General features: G+C 58.7%; 24 protein-coding genes and 1 tRNA gene. 15 read left to right on the top strand and 10 right to left on the bottom strand.

Features of this window, described 5'->3' with window-relative positions:
- The first annotated feature begins 70 nt into the window (after window positions 1–70).
- A complete protein-coding gene (locus NW846_RS02735; RefSeq protein WP_099884263.1) occupies window positions 71–1141 on the top strand; it encodes an alpha/beta fold hydrolase in 1071 nt (356 codons plus the stop codon).
- 153 nt (window positions 1142–1294) lie between these two features.
- On the opposite strand, the gene NW846_RS02730 is transcribed toward NW846_RS02735, so the two are convergent.
- From NW846_RS02730 to rimP, 3 genes are all read right to left on the bottom strand, one after another.
- Window positions 1295–1942, bottom strand: a complete 648-nt coding sequence (locus tag NW846_RS02730) for a flavin prenyltransferase UbiX (protein WP_011429365.1) — start codon at window positions 1940–1942, stop codon at window positions 1295–1297.
- Between the two features lie 55 nt (window positions 1943–1997).
- Window positions 1998–3365 carry a transcription termination factor NusA gene (nusA, locus tag NW846_RS02725; protein WP_414346877.1) on the bottom strand — a complete coding sequence of 456 codons (1368 nt, stop codon included), beginning with the start codon at window positions 3363–3365 and terminating at the stop codon, window positions 1998–2000.
- 159 nt (window positions 3366–3524) lie between these two features.
- Window positions 3525–3998 (bottom strand): ribosome maturation factor RimP, encoded by a 474-nt coding sequence (gene rimP, locus NW846_RS02720; protein ID WP_414346876.1) that lies wholly within the window; start codon window positions 3996–3998, stop codon window positions 3525–3527.
- Window positions 3999–4319: 321 nt separating this feature from the next.
- Here rimP and NW846_RS02715 point away from each other — a divergent pair, with 321 nt between their 5' ends.
- Window positions 4320–4835, top strand: a complete 516-nt coding sequence (locus NW846_RS02715) for a TIGR02652 family protein (protein ID WP_011429361.1) — start codon at window positions 4320–4322, stop codon at window positions 4833–4835.
- Between the two features lie 34 nt (window positions 4836–4869).
- Here the strand turns inward: NW846_RS02715 and NW846_RS02710 are convergent, their stop codons facing one another.
- On the bottom strand, window positions 4870–5010 hold the full coding sequence (locus NW846_RS02710) for a hypothetical protein (RefSeq protein WP_011429360.1): 141 nt from the start codon (window positions 5008–5010) through the stop codon (window positions 4870–4872).
- Here NW846_RS02710 and NW846_RS02705 point away from each other — a divergent pair.
- On the top strand, window positions 4960–5352 hold the full coding sequence (locus NW846_RS02705) for a DUF29 domain-containing protein (protein WP_414346875.1): 393 nt from the start codon (window positions 4960–4962) through the stop codon (window positions 5350–5352). The genes NW846_RS02710 and NW846_RS02705 overlap by 51 nt on opposite strands.
- A 112-nt stretch (window positions 5353–5464) precedes the next feature.
- On the opposite strand, the gene NW846_RS02700 is transcribed toward NW846_RS02705, so the two are convergent.
- A tRNA-Met gene (locus tag NW846_RS02700) sits at window positions 5465–5536 on the bottom strand.
- Window positions 5537–5595: 59 nt separating this feature from the next.
- Between NW846_RS02700 and NW846_RS02695 the strand changes: the two genes are divergently transcribed.
- Window positions 5596–6141, top strand: coding sequence for a GDYXXLXY domain-containing protein (locus NW846_RS02695; RefSeq protein ID WP_414346874.1), 546 nt, complete (start codon window positions 5596–5598; stop codon window positions 6139–6141).
- A gap of 35 nt (window positions 6142–6176) precedes the next feature.
- On the opposite strand, the gene NW846_RS02690 is transcribed toward NW846_RS02695, so the two are convergent.
- Genes NW846_RS02690 through NW846_RS02680 form a run of 3 tightly spaced genes read right to left on the bottom strand, consistent with a single transcriptional unit; the run spans window position 6177 to window position 10414 of the window.
- Window positions 6177–6821, bottom strand: coding sequence for a Rho termination factor (locus NW846_RS02690; RefSeq protein ID WP_414515231.1), 645 nt, complete (start codon window positions 6819–6821; stop codon window positions 6177–6179).
- Window positions 6814–8160, bottom strand: a complete 1347-nt coding sequence (locus NW846_RS02685) for an AAA family ATPase (protein ID WP_414515229.1) — start codon at window positions 8158–8160, stop codon at window positions 6814–6816. The genes NW846_RS02690 and NW846_RS02685 overlap by 8 nt, the downstream gene beginning before the upstream one ends.
- 46 nt (window positions 8161–8206) lie before the next feature.
- On the bottom strand, window positions 8207–10414 hold the full coding sequence (locus tag NW846_RS02680; protein ID WP_414515227.1) for a phosphoketolase: 2208 nt from the start codon (window positions 10412–10414) through the stop codon (window positions 8207–8209).
- A 724-nt stretch (window positions 10415–11138) separates the two neighbouring features.
- Here NW846_RS02680 and NW846_RS02675 point away from each other — a divergent pair.
- The 9 genes from NW846_RS02675 to NW846_RS02635 all read left to right on the top strand — a co-directional run bounded on the left by NW846_RS02675 (window position 11139) and on the right by NW846_RS02635 (window position 19056).
- Window positions 11139–11564, top strand: coding sequence for a hypothetical protein (locus NW846_RS02675; protein ID WP_228375410.1), 426 nt, complete (start codon window positions 11139–11141; stop codon window positions 11562–11564).
- Window positions 11565–12098: 534 nt separating this feature from the next.
- Complete coding sequence (locus NW846_RS02670; RefSeq protein ID WP_414348141.1) at window positions 12099–13154, top strand: leishmanolysin-related zinc metalloendopeptidase; 1056 nt, start codon at window positions 12099–12101, stop codon at window positions 13152–13154.
- A gap of 95 nt (window positions 13155–13249) precedes the next feature.
- Window positions 13250–13537, top strand: a complete 288-nt coding sequence (locus tag NW846_RS02665; RefSeq protein WP_099834676.1) for a hypothetical protein — start codon at window positions 13250–13252, stop codon at window positions 13535–13537.
- A gap of 64 nt (window positions 13538–13601) precedes the next feature.
- A complete protein-coding gene (locus NW846_RS02660) occupies window positions 13602–13940 on the top strand; it encodes a hypothetical protein (protein WP_011429350.1) in 339 nt (112 codons plus the stop codon).
- Window positions 13940–14833, top strand: a complete 894-nt coding sequence (locus NW846_RS02655) for a DMT family transporter (RefSeq protein ID WP_414348144.1) — start codon at window positions 13940–13942, stop codon at window positions 14831–14833. The genes NW846_RS02660 and NW846_RS02655 overlap by 1 nt, the downstream gene beginning before the upstream one ends.
- A gap of 4 nt (window positions 14834–14837) precedes the next feature.
- Entirely contained in the window at window positions 14838–15920 is a 1083-nt protein-coding gene (locus NW846_RS02650; protein ID WP_414348137.1) for a glycosyl transferase, read from the top strand.
- A gap of 81 nt (window positions 15921–16001) precedes the next feature.
- Window positions 16002–16595, top strand: a complete 594-nt coding sequence (locus NW846_RS02645; protein ID WP_414515214.1) for an IS607 family transposase — start codon at window positions 16002–16004, stop codon at window positions 16593–16595.
- Window positions 16483–17730, top strand: a complete 1248-nt coding sequence (locus tag NW846_RS02640; RefSeq protein WP_414515245.1) for an RNA-guided endonuclease InsQ/TnpB family protein — start codon at window positions 16483–16485, stop codon at window positions 17728–17730. The genes NW846_RS02645 and NW846_RS02640 overlap by 113 nt, the downstream gene beginning before the upstream one ends.
- A 30-nt stretch (window positions 17731–17760) precedes the next feature.
- Window positions 17761–19056 (top strand): class I SAM-dependent methyltransferase, encoded by a 1296-nt coding sequence (locus NW846_RS02635; RefSeq protein ID WP_414346283.1) that lies wholly within the window; start codon window positions 17761–17763, stop codon window positions 19054–19056.
- A gap of 48 nt (window positions 19057–19104) precedes the next feature.
- Here the strand turns inward: NW846_RS02635 and NW846_RS02630 are convergent, their stop codons facing one another.
- Together NW846_RS02630 and tnpA are read right to left on the bottom strand one after the other, a co-directional pair.
- A complete protein-coding gene (locus NW846_RS02630; RefSeq protein ID WP_041438081.1) occupies window positions 19105–19884 on the bottom strand; it encodes a hypothetical protein in 780 nt (259 codons plus the stop codon).
- Window positions 19885–20106: 222 nt separating this feature from the next.
- The gene (tnpA, locus tag NW846_RS02625; protein WP_011429345.1) at window positions 20107–20511 is read right to left on the bottom strand and encodes an IS200/IS605-like element ISSoc6 family transposase; all 405 of its coding nucleotides are present in this window, start codon (window positions 20509–20511) and stop codon (window positions 20107–20109) included.
- Window positions 20512–20561: 50 nt separating this feature from the next.
- Here tnpA and NW846_RS02620 point away from each other — a divergent pair, with 50 nt between their 5' ends.
- Both NW846_RS02620 and NW846_RS02615 read left to right on the top strand, forming a co-directional pair.
- Window positions 20562–21812, top strand: a complete 1251-nt coding sequence (locus tag NW846_RS02620; RefSeq protein WP_414515224.1) for an RNA-guided endonuclease InsQ/TnpB family protein — start codon at window positions 20562–20564, stop codon at window positions 21810–21812.
- A gap of 170 nt (window positions 21813–21982) precedes the next feature.
- Window positions 21983–23290 (top strand): efflux RND transporter periplasmic adaptor subunit, encoded by a 1308-nt coding sequence (locus NW846_RS02615; protein ID WP_414346275.1) that lies wholly within the window; start codon window positions 21983–21985, stop codon window positions 23288–23290.
- Window positions 23291–23344 lie beyond the last annotated feature (54 nt).

Below are 23344 nucleotides of genomic sequence, written 5' to 3'. Positions count from 1 at the left end.
CCGTTATGGGTTCTTTTGTGGACTGCGTAAGAATCCCCCGCCTTTAGGCGGTGGGAGTGTCAATCCTCCCTTGCCTGAACATAACCCTCCTTCTTCTTCTCCCTCTGCTGCTGTCGGCGGGGCGGGTTTCCCCTCCCTTGCGACGCCCCCCTCTTCGGTCGGCAGCAGGGATCCCGTCTCAGGGCTTCCTCGCTATGGTCATTCCCAAACCTGGCTCTGGCGCGGCTGGCCTATTCATTTCACCTACACCCCCAGTCGCGCCCAAACCGCCAGCGGCCAGGTGAACTTGACGGCGGCTCCGGCCATCTTGATCCATGGCTTTGGGGCCTCGGTGGGCCATTGGCGCCACAACATTGTTCCTCTGGGATCCCAGCGCTCCGTCTATGCTCTCGACCTGCTGGGATTTGGCGAGAGTGCCAAGCCGGAGATCGCCTACAGCGTCGATCTGTGGGTCGAGCAGGTGTACGAGTTTTGGCGAACCCACATCCAGCAGCCCAGCCTCCTGGTAGGCCATTCCATTGGGGGCCTGGTGGGGGTGATTGTGGCTGCCCGCTATCCCCAGATGGTGAAGGGTTTGTGCTTGATCAGTTGTGCCGATGGGCCTCACCCCGAAGAATTGTCCCCTCCTTGGGATGTGTTGGTGCAGGCCCTTTGCGAAGGGATCCTGGCTGTTTTGGGCTGCCCGCTCACCTATCCTCATTTGTTTAACTGGCTGCGACAAACCGAGGTGCTGCGGGCCTGGATCAAAAATGTCTACAAGCGGGACGAGCAGGTGGACGAGGAGCTGGTGCAGATCTTCCAGAGGCCGGCCTTTGAGCCGGGGGCAGCCCACGTGTTTTTGGATAGCCTGAGGGCCATTCTTTGCCGCCGCTTCGACAGTCCCAAGCGCCTGTTGCCCACGCTCAAGATGCCCATTCTCCTCCTCTGGGGCCAGGAAGATCCGGCGGTGCCCAGCTTTTTGGCGGATCAGTTTAAGCGCTGGCAGCCGGCTCTTACGTTGGTGAAGCTGCCAGGGGTGGGCCACTGCGCTCACGACGAGCTGCCCCACTGGGTCAACACCCTCATTAGTGAGTGGGCAGCTAGCCTGGAGACTTGCCCTAACTTGTCCACCCACCTTCGCAAGAATCCCGCGGCTGGCTAGTCCAGCCAGTTCCCCTGCCCAGGTTCAGCAGTGCCCTCCCTGCTAGCGGTGAAACCTTATGTATGAATGTATGTATGAATGAATGATCGCGCTAGGTGGGAACCTCCCTCTCCGGTTGGGAAAGCGGCTAGGGATGAGGGCCAAGGGATCCCTTTAGTCCTCGGGGGGCAGCTTGAGGATCTGACGCTGACGCATCCCCTGCCAGCGCTGGATGAGGTCGCTGTCGATGCCAAACTGATCCAGGGCCTTCACCACCACAAAGTCCACCAAGTCCAAGAGGGTACGCGGCTGGTGGTACCAGGCCGGAATGGCCGGGACGATGCGCGCCCCTGCCTCTGCCAGAATGGTCAGGTTGCGCAGGTGAATGAGGCTGAAGGGGGTTTCCCGCGGCACGATGACCAGGCGGCGGCCTTCTTTGAGCTGCACGTCAGCCGCCCGCTCCAGCAGGTCAGAGCTCAGCCCAGCGGCCAACTTGGCTACCGTGCCCATGCTGCATGGGATCACCAACATCCCCTGCGTGCGGTAGGAGCCGCTGGCAATGGTTGCCCCCACATCTTGCCAGCGGTGGCAGACCAAGGATCCGCCCTCGCTTTCGGCCTGCTGCCGCCAAAACTGGGCCTGCCGCTGGGGATCTGCCGGCAACGGCACCCCTTGCTCCCCTTGCCACACCTGATAGGCCGCTTTGGAGGCCACCACCTCGACGCGGTAATCCAGGCTGAGCAGAACGTGTAGGGCGCGCACGGCGTAGAGCATCCCGGAGGCGCCCGATATACCAAGGATGATCGGCTGGGAGGAGTTCAAGGGCAGGCGGAAAGGGTCTTTACCTCAGTTTACCGACTGCCGAGGCCCCTCGGCTCTAGGCCTTGGGCTGGGCGATGTCGAACTCGGCGTCGTAGTCGAAGTCCTCGTCTTCCTCGACCCAGTCTTCCTCCAGCCTATCGTCCTCTTCCAGCTCCTCCTCTAGGCGAAGCTTCTCTGGGTACTCCTCGTCCAGCCCCAAAGCGGCTCGCTCTTCCCGCCGCCGGAAGCGCTCCAAAGCCGCCGGCGTGATGAAGGGATACGGCAGCCCCTGCGCTTGCGCCTCCTCCAGCGCTGCCCGGTAGCTCTCCACTTCCTTGATGTCAATTTTCCAGCCAGTGAGGCGAGCGGCCAGGCGCACATTTTGCCCCTCTTTGCCGATGGCCAGGCTGAGCTGGTCGCTGGTCACCAGCACATGGGCCTGTTGGATCTCCGGATCCACCAACCGCACCTCCACCACCTTGGCCGGGCTGAGGGCGTTGGCGATGTAGGTGGCCGGATCCGGCGACCAGCGGATGACGTCGATCTTCTCGTTGCGCAGCTCTGCCACCACCGCCTGAATCCGGGATCCCCTTGCCCCAATACAGGCCCCCACCGGATCCACGTCCCGCTCCACGGTATCGACGGCAATCTTGGTGCGCGGCCCCACGTTGCGGGAAGGCGGGTTGGCCTCCCGCGCCACCGCCACGATGCGCACAATGTCCTCTTCGATCTCCGGCACCTCGTTGGCGAACAGGTTCACCACCAAGGCGGCGTCGGCCCGAGAAACCAAAAGCTGCGGCCCCCGCCGGGATCCCTCGTATACCTTTTTGAGGTAGACCTTCATCACCGCGTTGGGGGTGTAGCGATCGCTGGCCAACTGCTCCTTCTTGGGCAGTTCGGCTTCCACCTCCGGCTGCCCAAAACCGCTGGATACCGCCATGATCACCGTCTGCCGCTCCGTGCGCAGCACCCGTGCCTGCAACACGGTATTTTCCAGGTCGCGGAACTCTTCTTGAATCAGGCGGCGCTGCTGGTCACGCAACTTCTGGGCCAGCACCTGCTTGGTTTGGATGGCCGCCATGCGGCCAAACTCCGCCTGTTGGGGAGTGACGTCATTGGTTACTTCCCAGCCAACTTCGGCTTCCGGGTAGTCCTGCTGCACGTCGTACAGGGAGATCTCGTGATCTGGATCCCGTACCTCCTCGACAATGGTTTTGGTGGCCAAAATGCGAAAGCCACCTGCCTCCACATCCAGCTCCACATCGAAGTTGCGGAAGTGGTCTTCTTCAAAGACGACATCTCGCTGAATGGTTTTGCGGTAGCGTTCGTAGCCCTTGAGCAGCGCCTCCCGCAAGGCGTTGGTGACTGCATGGCGGGGCAAGTTGCGCTCCCGCGAGATCATCTCCACCATTTCTGCCAAACCGGGCAGAGGCACCATCGACATAAGCTGTTGTCCTCCTAATGCAACTTAAGCTGGGATGAAACTGCTATCACTGTTGCTCCGCAATCCTGACGGGAAATGCATCGCCGCACAGCAGGCAGCTCCGACGCGAAGACAGGGCAACACACTTCGCGCTCGAACGTCCTCTCTATCCCCATTCCTCTACTCGGTTTCCGCCTCTGAGAGGACAACCCGCTGCACCGAGGCGCGGGGCAACTGCACGCGCCGTCCCTTGAGGGATAGGGCAACTTTCTCCTCATCCCGACCCAGCAGATGCCCTGACCAGACAGCTTTGCCCTTGTAGGGGGGATCCACCGTCACCTCCACCGCAAACCCTTTGAAAACCACAAAGTCGCGGTCGCTGATGAGGAAGTTGCTGATGCCGGGGCTGGAGACCTCCAGCACATAATGGCCGGGGATCAGATCCACTCGATCCAGCTCCACTTCCAAGGCCTGGCTCATAGCTTCGCAATCGGCGTGGCTGGTTTCCTGCTCCGGATCCAGCGGACGGATATCCACCCGCAGCACCGGCGGATACTGGTTGGTGTGAAAAACCATCTGTACCAACTCGTACCCCAGTCGAGCGGCCAAGGGACGGGCCAGACTCTCCAACTGCGGGATCAGAGGGTGAACCATAGCCAACTCATCGCCAACTCGGTGTAACGGCCAGATCCCAGCCCAGCGAAGCTGGAGCCGGCAGCGGGGGCATCTTCCCCCTAAAAAAGCAAAGAAGTGGGCGCTACCCACTCCCCGTTATCATTGCGGAGATCCTTGGGAATCTACCTGCCGTCGCGGGGGGCTTTGGGCAGGCTTTTCCCTGGCTATGATCTTAGAATACTTTGTCGGATTTGGCCAGAGGGATCCGCGTGAGCCAGATCTGCAAAAGGCCACACCTATAATTAATGTGGACAGCCGCGGATTTGCCCAGACACCCAGCCGCATTCTGTGGGGTTTCCTATGACCGTTGCTTTCTCCTATCCCATCTTTGGCCCCAGCATTCAATGCCCCCACTGTCGGCAGACGATTGCGGCCCTTACCCTGACCGATACCTACCTCTGCCATCGCCACGGCGCCTTTGAGGCAGATCCCGAGCAAGAGGAGCTGGTTCACCTGCAATCAGGGCGGCGTTGGCGCCTCTGGGAAGGCCGCTGGTACCGCCAGCACACCCATGCCGATGGGATCCGCTTCGAGATTCACGAAGAGCTGGATCGCCTGCGCATGCAGGGGATGCGGGCCACGCAGGTGATCGTGGCCGAGCGCTACCGCTCTTTGCTCACCCCCTACCTGGAGCAGGGATCCCAGCGGCGCCCCGGCCCACCCCGCCTCTACGGCCTGCCGGTTAGCTTCAGCTCCCAGCTTCCTGAAGGAGCCGGTGGCTCGCCGCAGCGCTGGCGGGTGATCAACTTCGAGCTGATCTGCGAGCTGGATCCGGCCATGCGACAGCCGCAATCCCGGCTGCAGTTCTGTGACTAGCCCTGAGAAAGGCAAGGTCGGGCTTTAGAAGCGGCTAACCCGCCTGGGATCCCCCCTCCGGCTCAGGGGAGGCTATACCCCAGTAGGTGTAGCCGACCCACTTTGGTTGGCTAGGCATGTAGAATTGTTCCAACTGCTCAAAGCGAAACCCTGCCTCTCGGAGCGAGCGGGCCATCTGGCAGAGGAAATCGAGGCTTTGGGCAGGCAAGAGCGCCGCGAATTGGTCAATTGCTTGGGGATCCTGCCGGGACACCTCCTCAAGGGGCAGTTCCAGCTCCAGCTTCGCGGCAAAAGTTGGCGGGCAACTATTAGCGAACAACGTCGCCAAATCCAGCAATTGCTCAAAGAGAGTCCTAGCCTAAAGCCTGAGCTTTTGGCAGCTCTGCCAGAGGCTTACCAAGACGGGATCCTGTTGGTGGTGAAAGAAACGCCGCTCTCGGAAGAGGATCTGCCCGCCGAGTGTCCCTACACGCTTGAGCAGGTAATGGATCTCGGCTTTTATCCGGGATCGGAATAGCTCAAGGGGCTTTGCTCGCCCTTGGAAGTGCCGCCTCTTGCAACCTGAGAGCAAAAGCCGGAGCTCCAGCTTAACTGTCCTCCACAAGCTGTAACCAGAGCCTTAGGAAGGATGGCTCAGGCGTGATTTGAACACGCGACCCAGGGCTTATGAGTCCCCTGCTCTACCGCTGAGCTACTGAGCCGGGAAGATGCTTAACTAGGATAGCATCTTTGTGCAGGAAGTTGCTCTCGTCGGCTGGCAATGTCGCCTCCTTTTCTTAAGGGATCCCTGTTTTGGCTGGCCCTGGTGCTGCAGGTGGGCCTGGTTGGGCTGGTGCCAGCTCGGAAGGCGCTTACCCTTGCCACTGGCTCCCCGATCTACTTGCAGATTGCTCCTCTGGATCCCTATGACCCCTTGCGGGGCCGCTACGTAGCTTTGAGCTACACCGTTGCCCAGCTTTCCACCCTAGAGAAACTGCCCGGCTGGTCCCCTGAGCTCGCTAAGCCAGGGATCCTCTACCTGCGCTTGGCCCCTCCCAATGGGGATCCCGCTCAACCCTGGCAGGCCATCGGCATCAGCCGCGACCGACCCAAGGATCTGCAGCCTGCGGAGGTCGCCCTGCAAGGTTGGTTCGATGGGTGGCAGCTTAGGTTTGGGATCGAAGAGTTTTTCATTCCAGAGGCGCTGGGAGATGTTCTGGAACTAGAGATCCGCCGCAATCCAGAAACCCTGCGAGCAGAGGTGAAGGTGGATCCCTGGGGCCAAGCAGCGCTGGTGGGCCTTTGGGTAGGAGAACAGCGGTACTAAGAGAAGAGTAAAGCTGGTCTTGCTCTGCCGCCCTTCTAGCCCTCTTTCTTTTTCCGAGAGCGAGTTGCGCTTGTTTTCTTGGCCCTGGCAGATGCTGTGGATTTTTTAGACGACTTCTTCTGGCTAGGAGGTGGCGCTGTAGGAGCTAGAAAAAATACTTCTTTCAGGGCCTCCAACTTTTTGCCTCGTGTAATTTTGCACCCCAGCTTGGTTATGGGGGTTAAGTCCTGCCACCAGCTCCTATCTGCCTCCGCAATTCGCGCGGCTGCAATGGTTATATCAACTCCCTTAAGGGGGGTGCCGGGCTGCTCGGCCAGGTATCTCAACGCGGCCAAGATAGTTTCTCTCGGGGCCTCTGTCAGATTCACCTTTGGGACAATTTCTCTGGTGAGGATTTGGGCCTGCTTAACCTGCTCTGGGTCGGGATCGACAACAATGCACCAGAGCCTCTCCAGCCCTGCCTCTCGAGCAACTGCATAGACAAAATGGTTACCAATGGCCTTGTACTGATAGTCGCCAGCCTCGACCACCAGCAGAGGAACCCAGTTGTGTCCTCCTGTCGCCCTTAGCTGATCTGCGGCTGCGGCAACAAGGAAGGAGGGAGCAGAAAACCCGTCGGCGGGCGTAATGCTCTCAAGGGGTAAGTTAACCAACCTACCTAGATCTGAAAACTCACTCATCGATAAAGTACTCACGGGCAAGACTCTGGTAGTATTCTAAAACTTTCTTGTGAAAGACGGCAGGCTTTCGATCAAAGCTTGCAGAGGATATCACTACATAGTCAGGTATCCCAAAAATGCTTTTGTTTTCATTACCTCTCTTAAAATGCGGCCAGAAATATGGAAGTAGGTTCATGCTTCTCTCTTGGCTGACAATTTTTTCTATCTCATCATTTGCTCGTTTAATAGTGTTTTCGTTTCCTGAGGGGACGCCATTGAAAAAGATAGGCAAAGTCCTGGGGCCACCATCCTGTCGTGACCTAGCAGTTTCTGGAACAAATCTGGTGATTACTCTAGCAGCATTATTCAGGGAAGACAGATCGTCGGGGCGGGTAGGTATCAAAATAACGTCGGCAGCAAAAACACCACTCTGGCTAAAGTAAAGCCATTGAGTTGGGCAGTCAATTAGGATGTAGTCATACTCATTGCGAAGAGGAGCAATGAGATCGCGAAGGCGCCGAGTTCCCTTCTGAATATATGCTACCGCCTGGCTATCAGTTAACGTTTCCAGTTCAGGGTCTCTTGGGATGATGTCAAAGATGGAAACTATACTCTGTTTGCCTTGTCTAACTGTCTTGAGTCTGTATGTTTGGACAACGGAATGAACATCTATTTTGGGATCCTTTAAGCACTGCGTCAGTGTAATTTTTCCAGGAGTAACTCCCAAGTTTCTTGTCAGATCTCCTTGGGAATCAAAGTCAACAACTAAGACCTTTTTTCTCTTGGCTGCTAGTGTTGCCGCAAGGTTAATGACCGTCGTTGTTTTGCCTACGCCCCCTTTATTGTTATACACGCAGATAGTCAAAGCCCGCTCGTAGTTTTCTATCTTGTCTCGCAAGTTGCGAACTATGCCCTCAATGTTATTTGAGCTAATATCAAGGTTTGCTGTAGCAGGGTGAACAACTTTTCCGTGCCTCCTCCAAAGCTGGATGTTATTTGCATTGGTGATAATTCCCCATTTTGCAGATTTGCAGTTCTTGGCAAGCAAGTAACTTTCTATCTGACAAACTGCATCCCTATAGCAAGATCCTTCTTTGAGGTTGACTACTCTGGATTTTGCCTCCAAAAGCAAGTAGGGGTTCCTTTGGGAGTTAAAGAAAGTATCTTCAGGATCTTCGTTCTTTCTTGCGGCGAGGTCGACCTGGCCACAACCTGTCTCGAATTCATATCTAATTTCCAAGTCGTGAAAGCCAAGCGCATGCAGGAGGGGAACAGCAAAGTGTTGGACAACAACTCGCTCTACACTCTCGGTGGGAGATATCCTCTCAAGCTTCTCTCGGAGATAGCTAGCCTCAGTCATAGGAAAAAATAAGGTGGACAATGCTAACCAAGCTAAAAGCTCGCCCTCAGCCTAGCAGTTGCTTTGCCCTCTCTGCCAGCGCCTGGGCTGTCAGGCTGTTGTAGTCCATGAGTTCCGTAGGGGTGGCGGTGGTTTCGCCACGTTTCCAGGCAAAGATGTCGCGCGGGCCAGTGTAGCGCAGCAACAGGGGCTCCAACATCAGGCTGGAGCCGCCGGTCACGCCGATAAGGGCTTCGCCGGCAAACCAGGCGGCAAACTCCTGGTCAGACATGAACTCCCCATCGGGTTGGGCACAGGTAGACCAGGCTATATCGCCGGGGCGATAGAGACGGCGGGGGTTGACCACGGAAACAATTTTGCTGCCGATCCCCTGGGCTTGGAGCTGCTCAGCCGCGGCAAACACCGGCAGGAGGATCATATCCCCCACCACGGCAAAGACCACTGTGCGGGATCCGGGCACTTCCTGCAGCACGGTGCAGCCCTGCTCTACTGCTTGGCGAGCCTGTTCCAGGGTGGTGCGGATGGGCAGGGGGGTTTTGCTGGCAAAGATCGGGATCCCTTTGTTGTAGGTAGACAAGGCCCACTCGTAGGCGGCTTGGGCGCAGTTGGCGTCGGGGGGAAAGAGGGGGAAGATGTTGCCGTTGCGCATCATGGCCGCCAGGTAGGCTTCAATTTCCGGGCGTTGGTGGGTCCAGCCGTTGCGGCCTTGTTCCAGGGCTCCGGCGGTGTAGAGAGCAATGGCGGAAGGGGTGGGGCGGCGCAGCTCGGCCATCGCCTGGGTCACCGTCTGCCAGATGGGCAGGCCGTTGACGGCAAAGGATTCGTAAGAACACCACAGGGAGCGCCCGCCAAAGAGCGCCAGGCCTGCCGTCAGGCCGGCACAAGCATCTTCGCTAAGGGGTTCGTAGACCTGCCCTTGGGGCTGTTGGTTGTAGAGGGGATCCGCCGTGGGGTGGATCACTTTCAGGCCCTGGTTGACATTGGCAAGGCCAGAGGCCTCATTGCCGTCAGCGTTGGCCACCAGAAAGTCGGGGTCTTTCTGCCCCACCTGTAGCACCAGGGCGCCGATGGCAGTGGTGGAAACCTGCTTATCGCCGAGGGAGAACTCGGTTAAGTTGAGGGATCCCAAGGGCGGCAGAGGGCGGACGAATTCGGTTACCACCACCTTGGCTGCCGGCCCGCCAGCAGCCCGTTCACAATTTTGGCGCACCAGAGCCCAAGCGGCTGGGTGCAGGGCCCGTGCCTCCAGAGCGGCCACGATGTCGGGGTGATCCAAGGTGTGGTGGGCGTAGAGGTTGTGGGATTTGGATCCCTTGGCGTGCACGCCTGCTCCTTTGAGTTGTTTGAGGATGAAAACCGTCAGATGTCCGCTCAGCGCTGACTGGATGGCCCGCTCCATCTCGGTCAGTACCCTCTGGGCAAAGGCCAGACGGGCTTCCAGAGAAAATTGGGTGCTATCCACATAGGGACCGGGCTGCTGGGCATCGTCGAAGTCTTTGGCGTCGACTAGCACCACTTCCTCAAAGCCGTTGCCCCGCCAGTACTCGGCCATCTGAGCGTTGGTGAAGGTAGAGATCATGCTGTGGTGCTCTTGGCTGTAGCCGTTCCAGACCAGCACCGGCAGGAAGTTGGTGCGCTGCGGGAAGGCGGTGTGAAAGTGGATCATGGAGCTCATCACGTAGGGCTCCCCCAGGCCCCCATCGCCGATGGTGACGGGGAAGAGACGGTCTGGGTAAAGCAGAGCGGCGGCCATAGCAAAGTGCTGCCCCTGCCCCAGCGGCCCTGCTGGCGCCAGCAGGCCGGGGATGTAGCCCGACAGGTGCCCCAGCAGCCCTTCTCGTTCCCGAAAGCGGGCCTGCAAGTCGGCGACGGTGTGGATGCCCATTTCTGATAGGGATCCATCCAAGAACATGGCGGCATAGAATCCGGGCGCGTGGTGGCCCACTTCGGTAGGGATGTTCTTTTGGCCCAAGTACACCAAAGCGGCGTAGGCTTCCGCTTGGCTGGCAAAGCCGCCCGGGTGGCCCGAGGCTTTGCTGGCGGTCATCTGCAGGGTGAGGTAGCGCAGCGCATCGGCATAGAGCAGGGTTTGGTAGGCGGCCATGCGACTGCCCGGATCCCGCAGCTTGCCGGTGGCAGCATCCACTGCAGGCTCTTGGCCCAGGCGGTCGAATTCCGGCCAGGGATCGCCAAAGTAGCGGATCCCTTCGCAAAAGGCGGGGATTTGGGCGGTTGCCTCCTGAGCCAGCGTCATGGTCGAGCCTCACTCTTTGTCGGGTTAGTCCTCACTTTAAACCTAATAGAGCCTCTTGGATGTTCTAAGCAGAACTCGTCTAACTGAGGCTACCCCTCTCGGCCCCCAAGTTGGTCAAGCGGTGGGTGGTGCGGCCCAACAGGCTGTTGGCAAGCTTTCGTCATCGATGACAGACGATCTGGACAAGTAAATCAAAAGGGTAGCCAAGATCCATCCTAGGGCAGAGGTTCGGTCGCTATGGCCCGTCCTCACCCTTACCTACAATATCTAGTGTCTCAAACCCTTTAATCACCTATTTTCCCACAATATACAGATGAAAATCTGCTGGCTATTGACCAGTTTCCCTTGTCCTTTACCTGGGAGGGATCGGTGCCCCTTTTTGGAAAGCTGTGGTACATTCGAGGGAGGCCAGAACTGAGCCTTTCCGAGAAGCAGGCTAGAGGCTTTTTGGAGCAAAGCAAAGGGCTGTACTGCAATGGCTTAAGTTTGTAGGGCTGTTGACTTTTTCTCGTCTTGATTGCCTGAGGTTCTCTGGTTTTGTTTGCCCAAGTCTTAGACTTGTGGGGGGTTGCTATTTTCTAGAGGATTTGCGATGGTTGCTAGCTGTTGTTGAGCATTACTTCTAATTGCTTCTTGCCTGTTGTCGATCCGCTTGCTCCCCAAGACCGACTGCTCCATGACAGACACTCGTCCTTGTGCCCCCTGTATCGTAGATAGCGGAATTTTGGTTAATAAGCGGGATATTTACCGTCTTCTGGCGGATCTGGGGCGGGTTCGCTACTTCGATATTGTCGATGGTCGGGTACGAAAGCAGGGGGAGGGCTATGTGATGGAGGTGTTTCAGGATGCAACGGCGGCTACCTTGGTGGCCAATCGCAGCCTTTATCTCAACCTAAACAGCTTTGACTACGCCTGCTTGCGGGATCCCTCCCCCTCGGAGGTGGCAGGCCTGGAGGGGGAACGGCCCAGTGTGGTGATCGATCTGGTTCAGGAGAGCCGCATCTTGCGTTTGGTGCCTTTGTCGGATCCGCTATCGGATCCTGCGCAGTTGTGGGCGGACACTCAGGCGTTGCGGGCGGCAGCAGCGGACGCTTTGGGGGCGGGTTGGAGCCTAGAAGAGGAAGACGGTTCTTCCGACCTGCTGGATTGAAAGGGCTCAAAAAAACGTGCCGCCAGGCCCATCTTCGCTCACTCTTGAGGTGACTGTTATTATTCACACTCCCACTGCCTAAAGGCAGGGGATTCTTACGCAGTCCAGGAACGGACTCGCAAGGGGGCTGTCAAGACGCTTCTAGACAGTTCCTTGGGGCAAAGCCCCAAAGTTCTGCCTACTTAGCAAGTTAGCTGAGACATCTCCTGGGCGCTTGCCCCTACTCGGGTTTTTCACCGTTTTGGGTGCTTGCCTAGGAAGGGCACGCCTCATCAACAATCACACCATTGGCGAGCAACTTGCTTACGGGCTTTTCCTCGCCGCACTAAAATACGGGGCTACCAAGCTATCCTTGCTGTGTCATTCAGGCCCCAGTTTTTGTTCATGAGGATCCACAGAGGTTTCCCCAGCCTCCTAGACATCGCCCATTGAGAATGGGTATGGGTGGCAGAGCCCAGGGCCAATCCTGCTCGGCAAATGGAGGCAACCGGTATGATCTGTCTGGGCTGTGGGGCTTTTGGGTTGGGAGGCAGTGTGAAGGATTTTCGGAAGCTTGGCGGCAGAACGTGGAGCTTGCGCCCGATCGGATCCCTGGTGGCGATGCTCTTGCTGCTGGCGCTCAAGGCTTGCGGGGGAAGTGGTGGTTCCTCTTCGGTAAGTGTCATTCCTACTCCCATTCCAACCATCGTTCCCACCTCTACTCCAGCTGTCGTCCTCACCCCTACCCCGACTGTTCTGCCTTCGCTGACGCCTACCTCTGTTCCCCAGTTCACGATCGACCTTCGCTTTCCCGACAACAGCCTCACTCCCAGTCAGCAAGCCATTGTCCGCAGCGCGGCCTTGAGATGGCAGCAGATCATTGTCGGGGACCAGCCAGATTTGCCCCCCACCTCTATTCAGGCCGACGCATGCAATCGGGGATTTCCCAGCACGCCGCTCAATTTCCCCATTGACGATCTGTTGGTAGAGGTGAGGGCGAGAGACCTAGGCAACGAGCGGGTTTTGGGGGGGGCGGCTCCTTGCTTTGTGCGGGCCTCGAATGGCTTGCCGTTCTATTCAATTGTGCTCTTCAACAGCCAAAACCTCTCGGCTTTGGAAGAGCGGGGGGATCTGCCCATTACTGCCCTGCACGAGTTGGGCCATGCGCTTGGCTTTTTGCCCAGCGTCTGGGATCCCAAGGGGCTGACGGTAGGGTTGGTGAGGCGGGATCAGCTGACGCCGCCGGGCTATGACCCCCGCTTTATCGGCCCGCGGGCAGTTGACGCTTTTATCACATTGGGGGGGAACGCCCCTTCTGTTCCTTTAGAGAATCAGTTTGGGGAGGGATCCCGCGATGCCCATTGGCGGGAGAGCGTCTTGGCCCGCGAGCTGATGACCAGCCGCCTCGACCGGGGGGTGCCCAACCCCTTGAGCATCCTCACGGTGGGAGCCATGGCGGATATCGGCTACGCGGTGAATCCGGCGGCAGCGGATGGCTTTGAGCTGGGGCGCAGCCGGCGCTTCTCGGAGCCGCTGGAGCTGCAGGAGCTGGAGTTGGCCCTGCCGCTGCGGCGGTTTGATGCCACCGGCAGGCAGGTATGGGATCCCTGAGTCGAAAAAAGCATATCTACCTATAGCCAAGCTGCCCGTTCTTAACAATAATGAATGGCCAGTTGCAGAACTTTACGACATCGGCAAACTCTTATATGGGCATCCTCAAAAAGCTGTTCGGCGGTCTTTTTTCCTTCTTTGGCATTCTCTTCGGCGGCCTCGTGGATTTTGTTACCGGCCCTTTTCGTCCGGCGCCTGCCCAATCCGCTCCAACCCAGTCCTCTAGCCCTGCGGCAACGGCTACGCCTGCCAAGCCCAAGGTGGTGGTTGAGAAGCCGTTTGTGCCCAACGAGATCCCGGCTCCGCGTCCTAACCGTCGCCCTGGGCCGGCTCTGGATCTGTTCCGCGCCATGGCCCAAGAGATCCCGTCGGCGCGGGCCTAGCCTGCCGGGTTTGGGGAGCAGCCCGTAAGATGGAGATGGCGCTGGATTCTGGAGACTGCTCCCTATGTCGGATCTTTCTTTCTCAGAACAAGAACGGCTAAGACAGCTTGAGCTTGAACTGGAGCAGGCAACTGGGGCCTCTGGGGAGCTGAGCTCGTCTCAGGGGAGAAATGCCATTCGCGCTTGGGCTGAGACGTGGGGGCGTCCGCTGCTGACGGTTTTGGCCATTTTGGGCTGTATCCTGCTGGTGGGGCTGATCTTCCGGGTTTTCGGCACCGTTCTCAAGTGGACGGTGGTGGCGGGGCTGGGCTATCTGCTCTACGTTTGGGTGGTGGCGCCGCGGCTGGGCCTTTCCACCGGAGCTAGGCCAAAGGCGGACGACAGGGATCTGGACCGCTTTTGATGGGCAGGGATCCCTGGCGGGCTTATGCCTACCTGGCGGCAGCTATCTTGGGCTGGGCCACGGCGGCCAGCGCCTTTAAGTTTGGCCTGCAACACCTTGCGCCAACGCTTTTGCTAATTTTTTCCGCGTGCAGCTCCTGCCTGATCTTGGGGATGGTTCTGGTGGCTACAGGGCGGGCGCATCTTGTCCGCCAGCAGAAGCGATCCCAGATTGCCTTGTCGGCGCTGCAGGGGCTACTTAACCCGCTTGGCTACTACGGGGTGCTGTTCCAGGCCTATGATCGCCTCTCGGCCCAGGCGGCGCTGGCTTTGAATTACACCTGGCCGCTGCTGCTGGCTCTCTTGGCGGCGCCGCTGTTGGGGGAGCGCCTGCGCGGGCGGCTGCTGCTGGCTTTGGGCATGAGCCTAGTGGGGGCGGTGCTGGTGGCCACGGGGGGATCCTGGGACACCTGGCAGGTGGAGGATCCCTGGGGGGTGGGGCTGGCGGTGGGCAGCGCTGCCATTTGGGCCCTCTACTGGCTGCTCAATGTGCGGGATGAACGGGACGCGGTGCTGAAGCTGTTCATGGGGTTTGTCTTCGGCAGCTTCTACTGCCTGCTGCTCTTGCCGTTTCAGGAGCTGAGGTGGACAATGGCGGGGCTGGCCTGGGCAGCCTACATCGGCTTGGCGGAGATGGGGTTGACTTTTGTGTTTTGGCTGCGGGCCCTGGAGCTGGCCCACGAGCGCGGATCCCTGGCCAATTGGGTCTATGTAACGCCATTCTTGTCGCTGGGGCTGATTGGGGTGCTGTTGCGGGAGCCGATCGCGCCGGGATCGGTGCTGGGCCTGGGACTTATCTTGGCCGGCAACCTCTGGGGATCCCGGCGGGAAAAACCTCAGCCTGTTCTTTCTTAAGGCTATGGCGGTGAATCCCATTCCTCTCTATGTAGCGGCAACGGCCCACGGGTTTGGGCACGTCACCCGGCTGGCGGCGGTGGTGAACACTTTGCGGCGGCAGGATGCGCAGATCCTGCCCATTTGGGTGACGCCGGCCCCCGCCTGGCTGCTGCAGCGCTACGGGGAAGGGGAGTTTGTGCACCGGCCGCGGGGTTTGGATGTGGGGGTGGTGCAGCCGGATGGCTTGCAGGCGGATCTGCCGGCCACGCTGGCTGCTCTCAAGGCGTTTCAAGCGGGGGCTGCCGACCTCATCCGGGAGGAGGCCGAGTTCATTCGCAGCCAGGGGGTGCCGTTGATCCTGGCGGATGTGCCCCCCATCGCCACTGCCATTGCCGAGGCCGCCGGGATCCCCTGCTGGATGGCCAGCAACTTCGGCTGGGATTTTATCTACCAAGACTACGGCCCCCAGTTTCAGCCCTTGGTGGCCTGGATCCGCGAGCTGTACGGGCGCTGCCAGCGGCTGTTTCGCCTGCCCTTTGCCGAGCCTATGGCCGCCTTCCCTCACCAAGAGGCAGTGGGGCTGACGGGGTCGGATCCGCGCTACTCAGGAGAGGAGGTGGCCCGGCGCCTGGGGCTGGAGCGGGAGCGGCCCACGGTTTTGTTAACCTTTGGCGGGCTGGGGTTGCAGGGCTTGCCTTACGAGCGGCTGGCGGATTTTCCCGACTGGCAGTTTCTCACCTTCGACCCAAAGGCTCCTGCTCTGCCCAACTTGCAGATTCTAGACGGCCAGGTGTGGCGGCCGGTGGATGTCATGCCCCTCTGCCGTTGGGTGGTGTCCAAGCCGGGCTATGGCACCTTGGCAGAGGCGCTGCGCTGTGGCACGCCCATGGCCTGTGTCAACCGGTCGGGGTTTGCCGAGTCGCCCCTGTTGGTGGAGGGATTGCGGCGCTACGGCTGGCATCGCATCCTCTCGCCGGAAGAGTTCTTTGCGGGATCCTGGGACTTCCTGCGGGATCCCCCCTACCCACCCCAGGCGTCGGAGAAGTTGGATCGGGGGGGCAATGAGGCCATTGCCGGCGCTATTGCGGCCTTCCTGGGGCAGTAGCATAGGGAGCATGACTCTAGTCAATGATATGCTGGACTATACTGAAAATAATGTACAATATGTTCAGTATGGCTGCTTGGTATGGCTAGGTATGTAAAACCGAGAGAAGCGGCGGATTATTTTGGGGTGTGTCTCCACACCTTGAGGCGATGGGAACAGAAAGGCTGGATCAAAGCAATACGTACTCCATCTGGTAGGGCAAGAAGGTATGACCTCGACAGCTACATCAGAACGCCAAAGAAAGCCAAACGAGTCGTTTTGTACGCCCGAGTCAGCAGTCGAGGGCAAAAGTCAGACTTGGAGAGACAGATTGCAAGACTGGTTAACCTCTATCCTGGAGCCGAAGTGGTCGGAGAGGTTGGCGGCGGTCTCAACTTCAAAAGACCAAAGTTCCTTGCCTTATTGGAACGAGTTCGTGCGGGAGACGTCGGAACAATTGTGGTCGCTCACCGGGATCGACTCTGCCGGTTTGGATTTGAGTTCGTTGAGTGGTACTGCCGTCAATACGGGTGCGAAATCTTGGTTCTCGATGACGATCACCTTTCTCCCCAGCAGGAACTGGTTGAGGATATCCTCACCATCCTGCACTGCTTCAGCAGTCGGCTCTACGGACTCAGAAAATATCGGGCTGCAATCGAGAAAGATACGGATTTATCCGGAGCCAGCGCTGGCTAAAGTCTGGAAGCGGTGGCAAGCGGCGTGCCGGTACTGCTACAACCAAGCGATTGCCTATCAGCGTCAGCATGGTGCCCCAAAAACGGCCAGAAAGCTGCGGCACATCATCCTGCACTCCGACCTGCCCGGGTGGGTGAAGGACGCCCCCTGCCACATCAAGCAGAACGCGGTCGTCGAGGCGTGGTTGGCGTTCCGCCGAAGCAAAGACGCGAGGTTTCGCAGTGTGCGGGACAGGTCGCATACGCTGCAATTCAACGCCGGCAACTTTCGCAATGGGAAGTGGTATCCGAAACTCACCCGAGGTTTGGCGTTCCGCGCATCCGAGGAGATGCCCAGAGAATGGGCACGTGGAACTGAGCTAATGCGGGTGAAAGACAGATGGTATGCCATCTTTCCTGAGCCCGTGAACGAGCAGTGTTCGTTAGCAAAGGGGGTGATCGCACTTGATCCTGGAGTAAGAAGCTTCCTTACAGGGTTTGATGGGGCGGGCTTTGTAGATATCGCCAAGGGAGACTTTGGCAGGATCGTTCGGCTGTGCTACCACCTAGACGATCTGCAATCTAGGCTGAGTAAAGCACCGAGACTCAAGCGTAGGCGAATGCGGCAAGCGGCGTTTCGTCTGCGGGAGAGAATCAGGAACTTGGTGGACGAGTGCCATCGCAAGGTAGCGGCGTTCCTAACGGATAACTACCGATTGATATTCCTCCCCACTTTCGAGTCAGCCAAGATGGTTGCCAAGGCAGGGAGGAAGTTTGGTAGCAAGACAGCAAGGGCGATGCTCACCTGGGCGCACTATCGGTTCAAGCAGTTCCTGAAGTTTCAAGCCAAGAAGAAAAACGTGGTTGTCGTGGAAGTATCGGAAGCGTACACCAGCAAAACCTGTACCAAGTGCGGGCACATCCACACCAAGTTGGGTGGCGCAAAGGTGTTTAGATGCCCAAAGTGCAACCATAGGCTACCACGAGATTGGCAAGGCGCTCTGGGTGTTATGCTCAGGGCTTTGCGGGATACCGCCTTTCTGTTTGGACTCCGTCCGAGTAGCGCGGTCGCGTCAGCGTCGCGTAGTGACAACGGAAACGGACAGAATGCTATCGCTTCACCGCTGAGCAGTAATGCTCAGCAGTGTTCAGCGTAAATGTATCAGCAGCTTCTTGGAGCGGATCCCATGGCCGGCAGCACGACCGAGTCTTTGCGGCAAGTCTACGAGGAACTGCCCTATCCCAACGTGCCCGTTGAGGCCTCAGGGCGCAACGCCATCGGCAGCCTATACCGCTCAAGCTGGACGACGGCCCAATACGCCCGTACCCGCGCCATCCTGCCCAGCGAGGGGATCGCCATCCTCAATGTCGGCTGTGGCTCTGGCTGGGAGACCTTGCTCTTGGCGGAGGCCAATCCAGGGGCGCGGCTGGTGGCCTGTGATCTGGCGCCAGAGTCAGTGCGAGCAGCCGAGCGGCGCCTGCGCTACCACGGGTTCGGGGAGGTGGAGCTGTACGCCCTCGACCTGCTGGAAATTGAACAACTGGGGCAGCAGTTTGACTTCATCAGCCTCAACGACGTGCTCTATTTGCTCGAGGATCCGGTGGCGGGCTTGAAGGCGCTCAAGCGGGTGCTCAAGCCGGACGGCATCCTGCGGGCCAACCTGCACCACGCCTACCAGCGGCAGGTGATCTTGCGCATGCAGGAGGCGTTCCGGCTGCTGGGGTTGTTTGATCTGCCCACGCCCGAAGCCTGCCAGCGGGTGCGGGAGTTCATGGCCAGCCTGGCCTCTGACGAGCTGCGGGTCTCCCTGCACTGGGATCCCCAGATCTACAGCGACGACACCAACATCCGCGCCAACTACCTCTTGCCCGGCGACAAGGGGTTTTTAATCCCAGACTTGATGCGTATGCTCCAGGAGGCGGAGCTGGGCTTGGTTTGCCTGGTGGACTACGCCGACTGGGATCCGGCGCTGCTGTTCAAAGACAGGGCGATGCCGGCCTGGCTGCAGGTGGAGCTGGACAAGCTCTCTCCCGCCGAGCAAAACCACTTCTACGAGCTGATCTACCCCGACCACCGCCTGATCGACTTTTGGGCCGAGCACCCCGGCTCTTCTCTGGTCTTGCCCTGGAGCGACGCCGACTGGCTGGAGGGCAGGGTGCAGCTCAACCCCATCCTGATGGACAATGCCGAATTTCGCCGCAACTTCGCCCAGGCCTACGAAAAGAAGCTGGAGTTTACTATGAACTGGCCGGGGGCCAGCCGCGGCCGCCTCGCCATTCCGGCTCCCCAGATGGCCTGGCTGGGATCCCTCTTGCAGGGGCCAGTGGCGGTGGCCAGCTTGATCGAGCAGGCGGCCCAAGCCCATCAGATAGAACCGGAAGCGGCCCAGGAGCAGGTGCTCACCTACCTGGCGGGGCTGGAGTCGTTTCTGTTTGTGATGTTGGATCCCAGCCCAGCTTCTCTTGGCGCAGAAGGGGCTTGAAATGGCGGCAATCTGGGCCCCGCCTTGGGCGCGCAGGGGAGCGGATCCCTAGCGATCCACCAGGCGCAGCTCAAAGGTGAGGATGTTGGCGGCCAAAATTTCCAAGGCTCCCCCCTCGATGAGCTCGCGGCTGAGGGCAGCCCCGGAGCCACTTTGTTGGATCAATTCTCGGCTGCGGCGCATCGTCTCCTGGCGCTGGGGATCGTCCACGACCACCTGCCGCTGGTTGGAGAGGCTGAGGCGGTAGTAGTGGGGCAGCTCGCCGCGGGTGGCGTCAATGGCCAAGTTGGTTTCCTCGGGGGCGACGCGGAAGGGGGCGCGGGCGGTGAGGAGAGCCACCTGGATATCCTGATCCCGCCCGTCGAGGCCCTCTAGCTCGGAGATGTCGATCTGCAAGCGGAGGGTGTCGCGGTCGCGGCTGAGGCGCTCCACCCGCACCTGGTTGAAGCCGACGGCAAACTCCCGCTCCGGCTCGCCAAACCGCTGGATGGTGGACTGCAAGACCGACTCTTCGTTGAGGGGGGTAACCCGGATCAGGTAGTCCCAGTTCTGGACAAAAGCATACTCATTGGGCCCGACGCGGACATTGGGATCCACCAGATTGGCGGTGGGGCCGGGGCTGCCGGCCCGGCTGAGGGCCACCAGGTACCAGTAGTTGGGGCTGATGGGCAAGCCCATGGTCATGCGCACTTCCAACACCGGCCGCGCCCAAGCGGCAGCCGCCGTGAGGGCTGTGATGGCTGCTGCCCCGAGGCAGCTCCACAGCCAGTGCTGAGGACGAAGCTGAAGCTGCGGTGGGCGAAACCAGGTTACGGCCACAGTTCTCATGTCAGCTTTTTTAACCCCGGCAACTCGCCTTCGCGCCAGGCAACAAAAGACCCGCTGCTTGCGCGACAACTTTGGAACAGTCTAGCCGAAGATGGCCGTTGTCCGGCCAGTTGGGGCTCTGGATCCCGAAGCTGGGCTTTTGGCTAAGCCTACACAGAGGGATAGCTTGGTAGCCTCGCACTTTAGCGCGGGGCGGAAAAGCCCGAGAGCGACTTTAGTCGCTTACCAATGATGTGGGTCATTGATATAGTTTTGAATTACCTCAGCGCTAGCATTCCCCGCAGTACAGAAAAAATAACTTCTGCTCCAAAGGCTAGGTAGTTTTCGCAGGTTAGGAAACTTCTGCCTTAAATATTTGGAAGCTCTACCTTTGAATGCTTTTACCACAAGATGAATTGGGTCGGTAGGCTTAATCTCAAGAAACAGGTGGACATGGTCTGGAGCTATTTCAATCGCTCTCACATGCCAACCCTTCTCGCTAGACAGCTCCTGCCATAGCTCAAACAACCTGTTCCTGACTTCTCCTACCAAGACCTTTTTCCTTCTCTTTGGGCAAAAAACGAGGCGAACAACCGCTAGCCCCACAGCATGGTTGTAGTGATTGTACCGTTGGCTTCCCTCTCGCATTGTTGCTTACTTATGTTAGACTGCAGTTATCATGCCACTTACCAACAAGTATGGGGTACGGCTGTCAGCAGGTTCTCGTCAGGGACAGGGAGCTACTCCCCGTATTAGAGTACTTGTGTCAACAGTCTAATAAGGTGTACAACTGCGCTTTGTACTATGCGCGACAAGTCTATTTCAAAACAAAGCGATTGGCAAGCTATGGTGAGCTTTGCGCTGAAATGGTGAGAACCAAAAACAAGCACTTTATCGCAATGTATGTTTCCGCCGCACAACAGACGTGTAAGTCTGTAGCTGAGGCACTAAGTAGTTTTAAGACAAAGCTGAAACTTTTCTTGCAAGAAGAGATTAGCTTAAGACCAAACCTACCGCGCTACCGTAAGAAGGGAATGTTCACGGTAGCATACCCGAAGAAGTGGCTTAAGTTCCAAGAAGGAAGAGTCAGAGTGCCGCTCGGCAACCAGGTCAAAGCTTGGTTTGGGATAGACGCTTTCTGGATACGATTTCCTACCAACTTAGATTGGAAAAATATTAAGGAGCTAAGAATTCTGCCCAGGCATGGGGTGTTCTACTTGGAGTGGATCTATGCTAAGCCCGCTCAACCGCAATCGCTGGATCCAAAAAAGGTACTAGCAATTGACCACGGAGTAAACAACTGGCTTACGTGCGTTAGCAACTTAGGGCATAGCTTCATCATTGACGGACGCAAAGTCAAATCCTTTAACCAGTGGTACAACAAGGAGGTGGCTAGGCTTAAGACTGACAAGCCGCAGGGGTTTTGGTCGCAGAAACTTGAGCGAATTACGGAAAAAAGAAGCCGGAGGATGCGAGATGCAATTCACAAAGCTGCGCGCAAGGTCATTGACTTCTGTTTGCACCACTCGATTGGGAGAATCATCTTTGGTTGGAACAAAGAACAAAAGCAAGAATGCGGTTTAGGGAAGGTCAATAACCAAAACTTTGTTTTAATTCCAACAGGTTGGTTAAAGGAGCGTATTGCGGAATTATGTCAGCACTATGGCATTGAGTTTATCGAGGCGGAGGAGGCGTACAGTTCGCAGGCGAGCTTCCTAGATGGAGATGAGCTACCTAATTATGGTGAAAAACCCGACGGGTGGAGACCCTCTGGGAAGCGTGTCAAGCGGGGCCTATACCAAACGGCAAAGGGGTGGTTGGTCAACGCTGATGCTAATGCTGCCGCCAACCTGCTTAAGAAAGTAAGCAGAACCTTGGGGCTTTGCCTTAAGGAAATGTCTAGAGGCGCTTTGACAACGCCGTTATGGGTTCTTTTGTGGACTGCGTAAGAATCCCCCGCCTTCAGGCGGCGGGAGTGTCAACTTAGTTCTGGATTGGGAAGGATGGCCAGCGCTTTTGCACAGGCACAGGAAGGCACAGGCTCATTACCTTGGTTGGTTGAGCCAATGCAGATGGGGGATCCCTCTGTTTGGGTGCTCGTTGGGGGAGCAGGTTGAGGATGCGATTGCGAACAGTTCTGCCGCTGTTGGGTTTTTCTTTGCTCCTGGCTGCCTGTCGGCCCGGCGGGCCCCCTCGCGGCATGGAGAGTGGAGAAGGCCAGCCGACACCGGTGGCCATCGGCGCCGTGGAAGAACGGCTCATTCAGGAGACGTCGGAGTTCATCGCCAGCCTCGGATCCCAGCAGGTGGCCAGTATTCGGCCCCAGGTGAGCGGCCAGGTGACCCAGGTGTTCGTGCGGCTGGGATCCCAGGTTTCTGCCGGGGCGCCTCTGTTTGCCATCGACAGCCGGCAACAACAGGCGGCGGTGGCCGGCCAAGCGGCCGGGATCGCGGCGGCTCAGGCCAACCTGGAGAGCAGCCGAGCCGTGCTCAGCCAATTGCGGGCGGATCGCCTGCGGCTGGAGGCAGCGGCGGAGTTCGCCCGGGATCAACACCAGCGCAACCTGCGCCTCTTGGCCGAGGGGGCCATCAGCCAGGCGCAAGTGGATCAGTCCAGCCGCGATCTGCGCCAGGCGGAGGCGGCCTTGGCGGCGCAACAGGAGCAGATCCGGGCCCAAGAGGCGGCCATTGTGCGGGCAGAGCGGGAGGTGGAGCGGGCCCGGGCCGAGGCGGAGCGGCAGCAGGTGCAATTGCAGTTTTTCCAGGTCACGGCTCCCTTTGCCGGTATTGTCGGGGAAGTGTTGGTGCGGCAGGGGGACTATGTGACGCCCCAGACGGTTTTGACCACCCTGACCCAAACCCAGGCGCTGGAGCTGAACCTGAATATCCCGCTGCAGCAGGCCCCCCGCCTGCGCATCGGCACACCGGTGCAGATCTTGGACAGCCGCGGCGAGGTGATCGGCACCAGCCAAATCTCTTTCATCGCGCCTGAAGCCGATGCCAGCACGCAATCGGTGCTGGCCAAGGCCCTGCTGGAGAACCCCGCCGGCCAGTTGCGCAAGGCCTACGGCCCGCTGGTGCGACCAGCCCAGTTTGTGCGAACCCGCATCCTCTGGGAGGAGCGGCCAGCTTTGCTGGTGCCGGCAACGGCGGTAGCCCGTCTGGGCGCCCAAACCTTTGTCTACACGGCGCAGACGACAGAGCCACCTGAGGAGGGCAAGCCCCCCGGGGCGGTGGCGGTGCAAAGGCCGGTGCGGCTGGGATCCCTCTACGGCAACAGCTACGAGGTGCTGGAGGGGCTGAAGGCCAACGAGCCGATTGTGCTGAGCGGCCTGCAAAAAATCCGCGATGGCGCCCCGATTGTCGATGAGGTGCTTTTGCAGCAGAGGATGCAAGGGGAGGGGAGACCGCCTGGATCCCCGCCCTAGATTTCTCCTCTTGAGCGGTTTCCCAACTTGGTCATCCCCTTCTACTCCTTACGC

Source organism: Synechococcus sp. W60.3, from assembly GCF_047502615.1.
Taxonomy (GTDB): Bacteria; Cyanobacteriota; Cyanobacteriia; order Thermostichales; family Thermostichaceae; genus Thermostichus.
This window is presented reverse-complemented; position numbering and strand designations above follow the sequence as displayed.

Coding starts and splice junctions, on each gene's coding strand:
- nusA (WP_414346877.1), bottom strand. CDS start 3,365: ATGTCGATGGTGCCTCTGCCCGGTTTGGCAGAAATGGTGGAGATGATC.
- rimP (WP_414346876.1), bottom strand. CDS start 3,998: ATGGTTCACCCTCTGATCCCGCAGTTGGAGAGTCTGGCCCGTCCCTTG.
- NW846_RS02715 (WP_011429361.1), top strand. CDS start 4,320: ATGACCGTTGCTTTCTCCTATCCCATCTTTGGCCCCAGCATTCAATGC.
- NW846_RS02710 (WP_011429360.1), bottom strand. CDS start 5,010: ATGGCCCGCTCGCTCCGAGAGGCAGGGTTTCGCTTTGAGCAGTTGGAA.
- NW846_RS02695 (WP_414346874.1), top strand. CDS start 5,596: ATGTCGCCTCCTTTTCTTAAGGGATCCCTGTTTTGGCTGGCCCTGGTG.
- NW846_RS02690 (WP_414515231.1), bottom strand. CDS start 6,821: ATGAGTGAGTTTTCAGATCTAGGTAGGTTGGTTAACTTACCCCTTGAG.
- NW846_RS02685 (WP_414515229.1), bottom strand. CDS start 8,160: ATGACTGAGGCTAGCTATCTCCGAGAGAAGCTTGAGAGGATATCTCCC.
- NW846_RS02680 (WP_414515227.1), bottom strand. CDS start 10,414: ATGACGCTGGCTCAGGAGGCAACCGCCCAAATCCCCGCCTTTTGCGAA.
- NW846_RS02665 (WP_099834676.1), top strand. CDS start 13,250: ATGGGCATCCTCAAAAAGCTGTTCGGCGGTCTTTTTTCCTTCTTTGGC.
- NW846_RS02660 (WP_011429350.1), top strand. CDS start 13,602: ATGTCGGATCTTTCTTTCTCAGAACAAGAACGGCTAAGACAGCTTGAG.
- NW846_RS02655 (WP_414348144.1), top strand. CDS start 13,940: ATGGGCAGGGATCCCTGGCGGGCTTATGCCTACCTGGCGGCAGCTATC.
- NW846_RS02650 (WP_414348137.1), top strand. CDS start 14,838: ATGGCGGTGAATCCCATTCCTCTCTATGTAGCGGCAACGGCCCACGGG.
- NW846_RS02645 (WP_414515214.1), top strand. CDS start 16,002: ATGGCTAGGTATGTAAAACCGAGAGAAGCGGCGGATTATTTTGGGGTG.
- NW846_RS02635 (WP_414346283.1), top strand. CDS start 17,761: ATGGCCGGCAGCACGACCGAGTCTTTGCGGCAAGTCTACGAGGAACTG.
- NW846_RS02630 (WP_041438081.1), bottom strand. CDS start 19,884: ATGAGAACTGTGGCCGTAACCTGGTTTCGCCCACCGCAGCTTCAGCTT.
- tnpA (WP_011429345.1), bottom strand. CDS start 20,511: ATGCGAGAGGGAAGCCAACGGTACAATCACTACAACCATGCTGTGGGG.
- NW846_RS02620 (WP_414515224.1), top strand. CDS start 20,562: ATGGGGTACGGCTGTCAGCAGGTTCTCGTCAGGGACAGGGAGCTACTC.
- NW846_RS02615 (WP_414346275.1), top strand. CDS start 21,983: ATGCGATTGCGAACAGTTCTGCCGCTGTTGGGTTTTTCTTTGCTCCTG.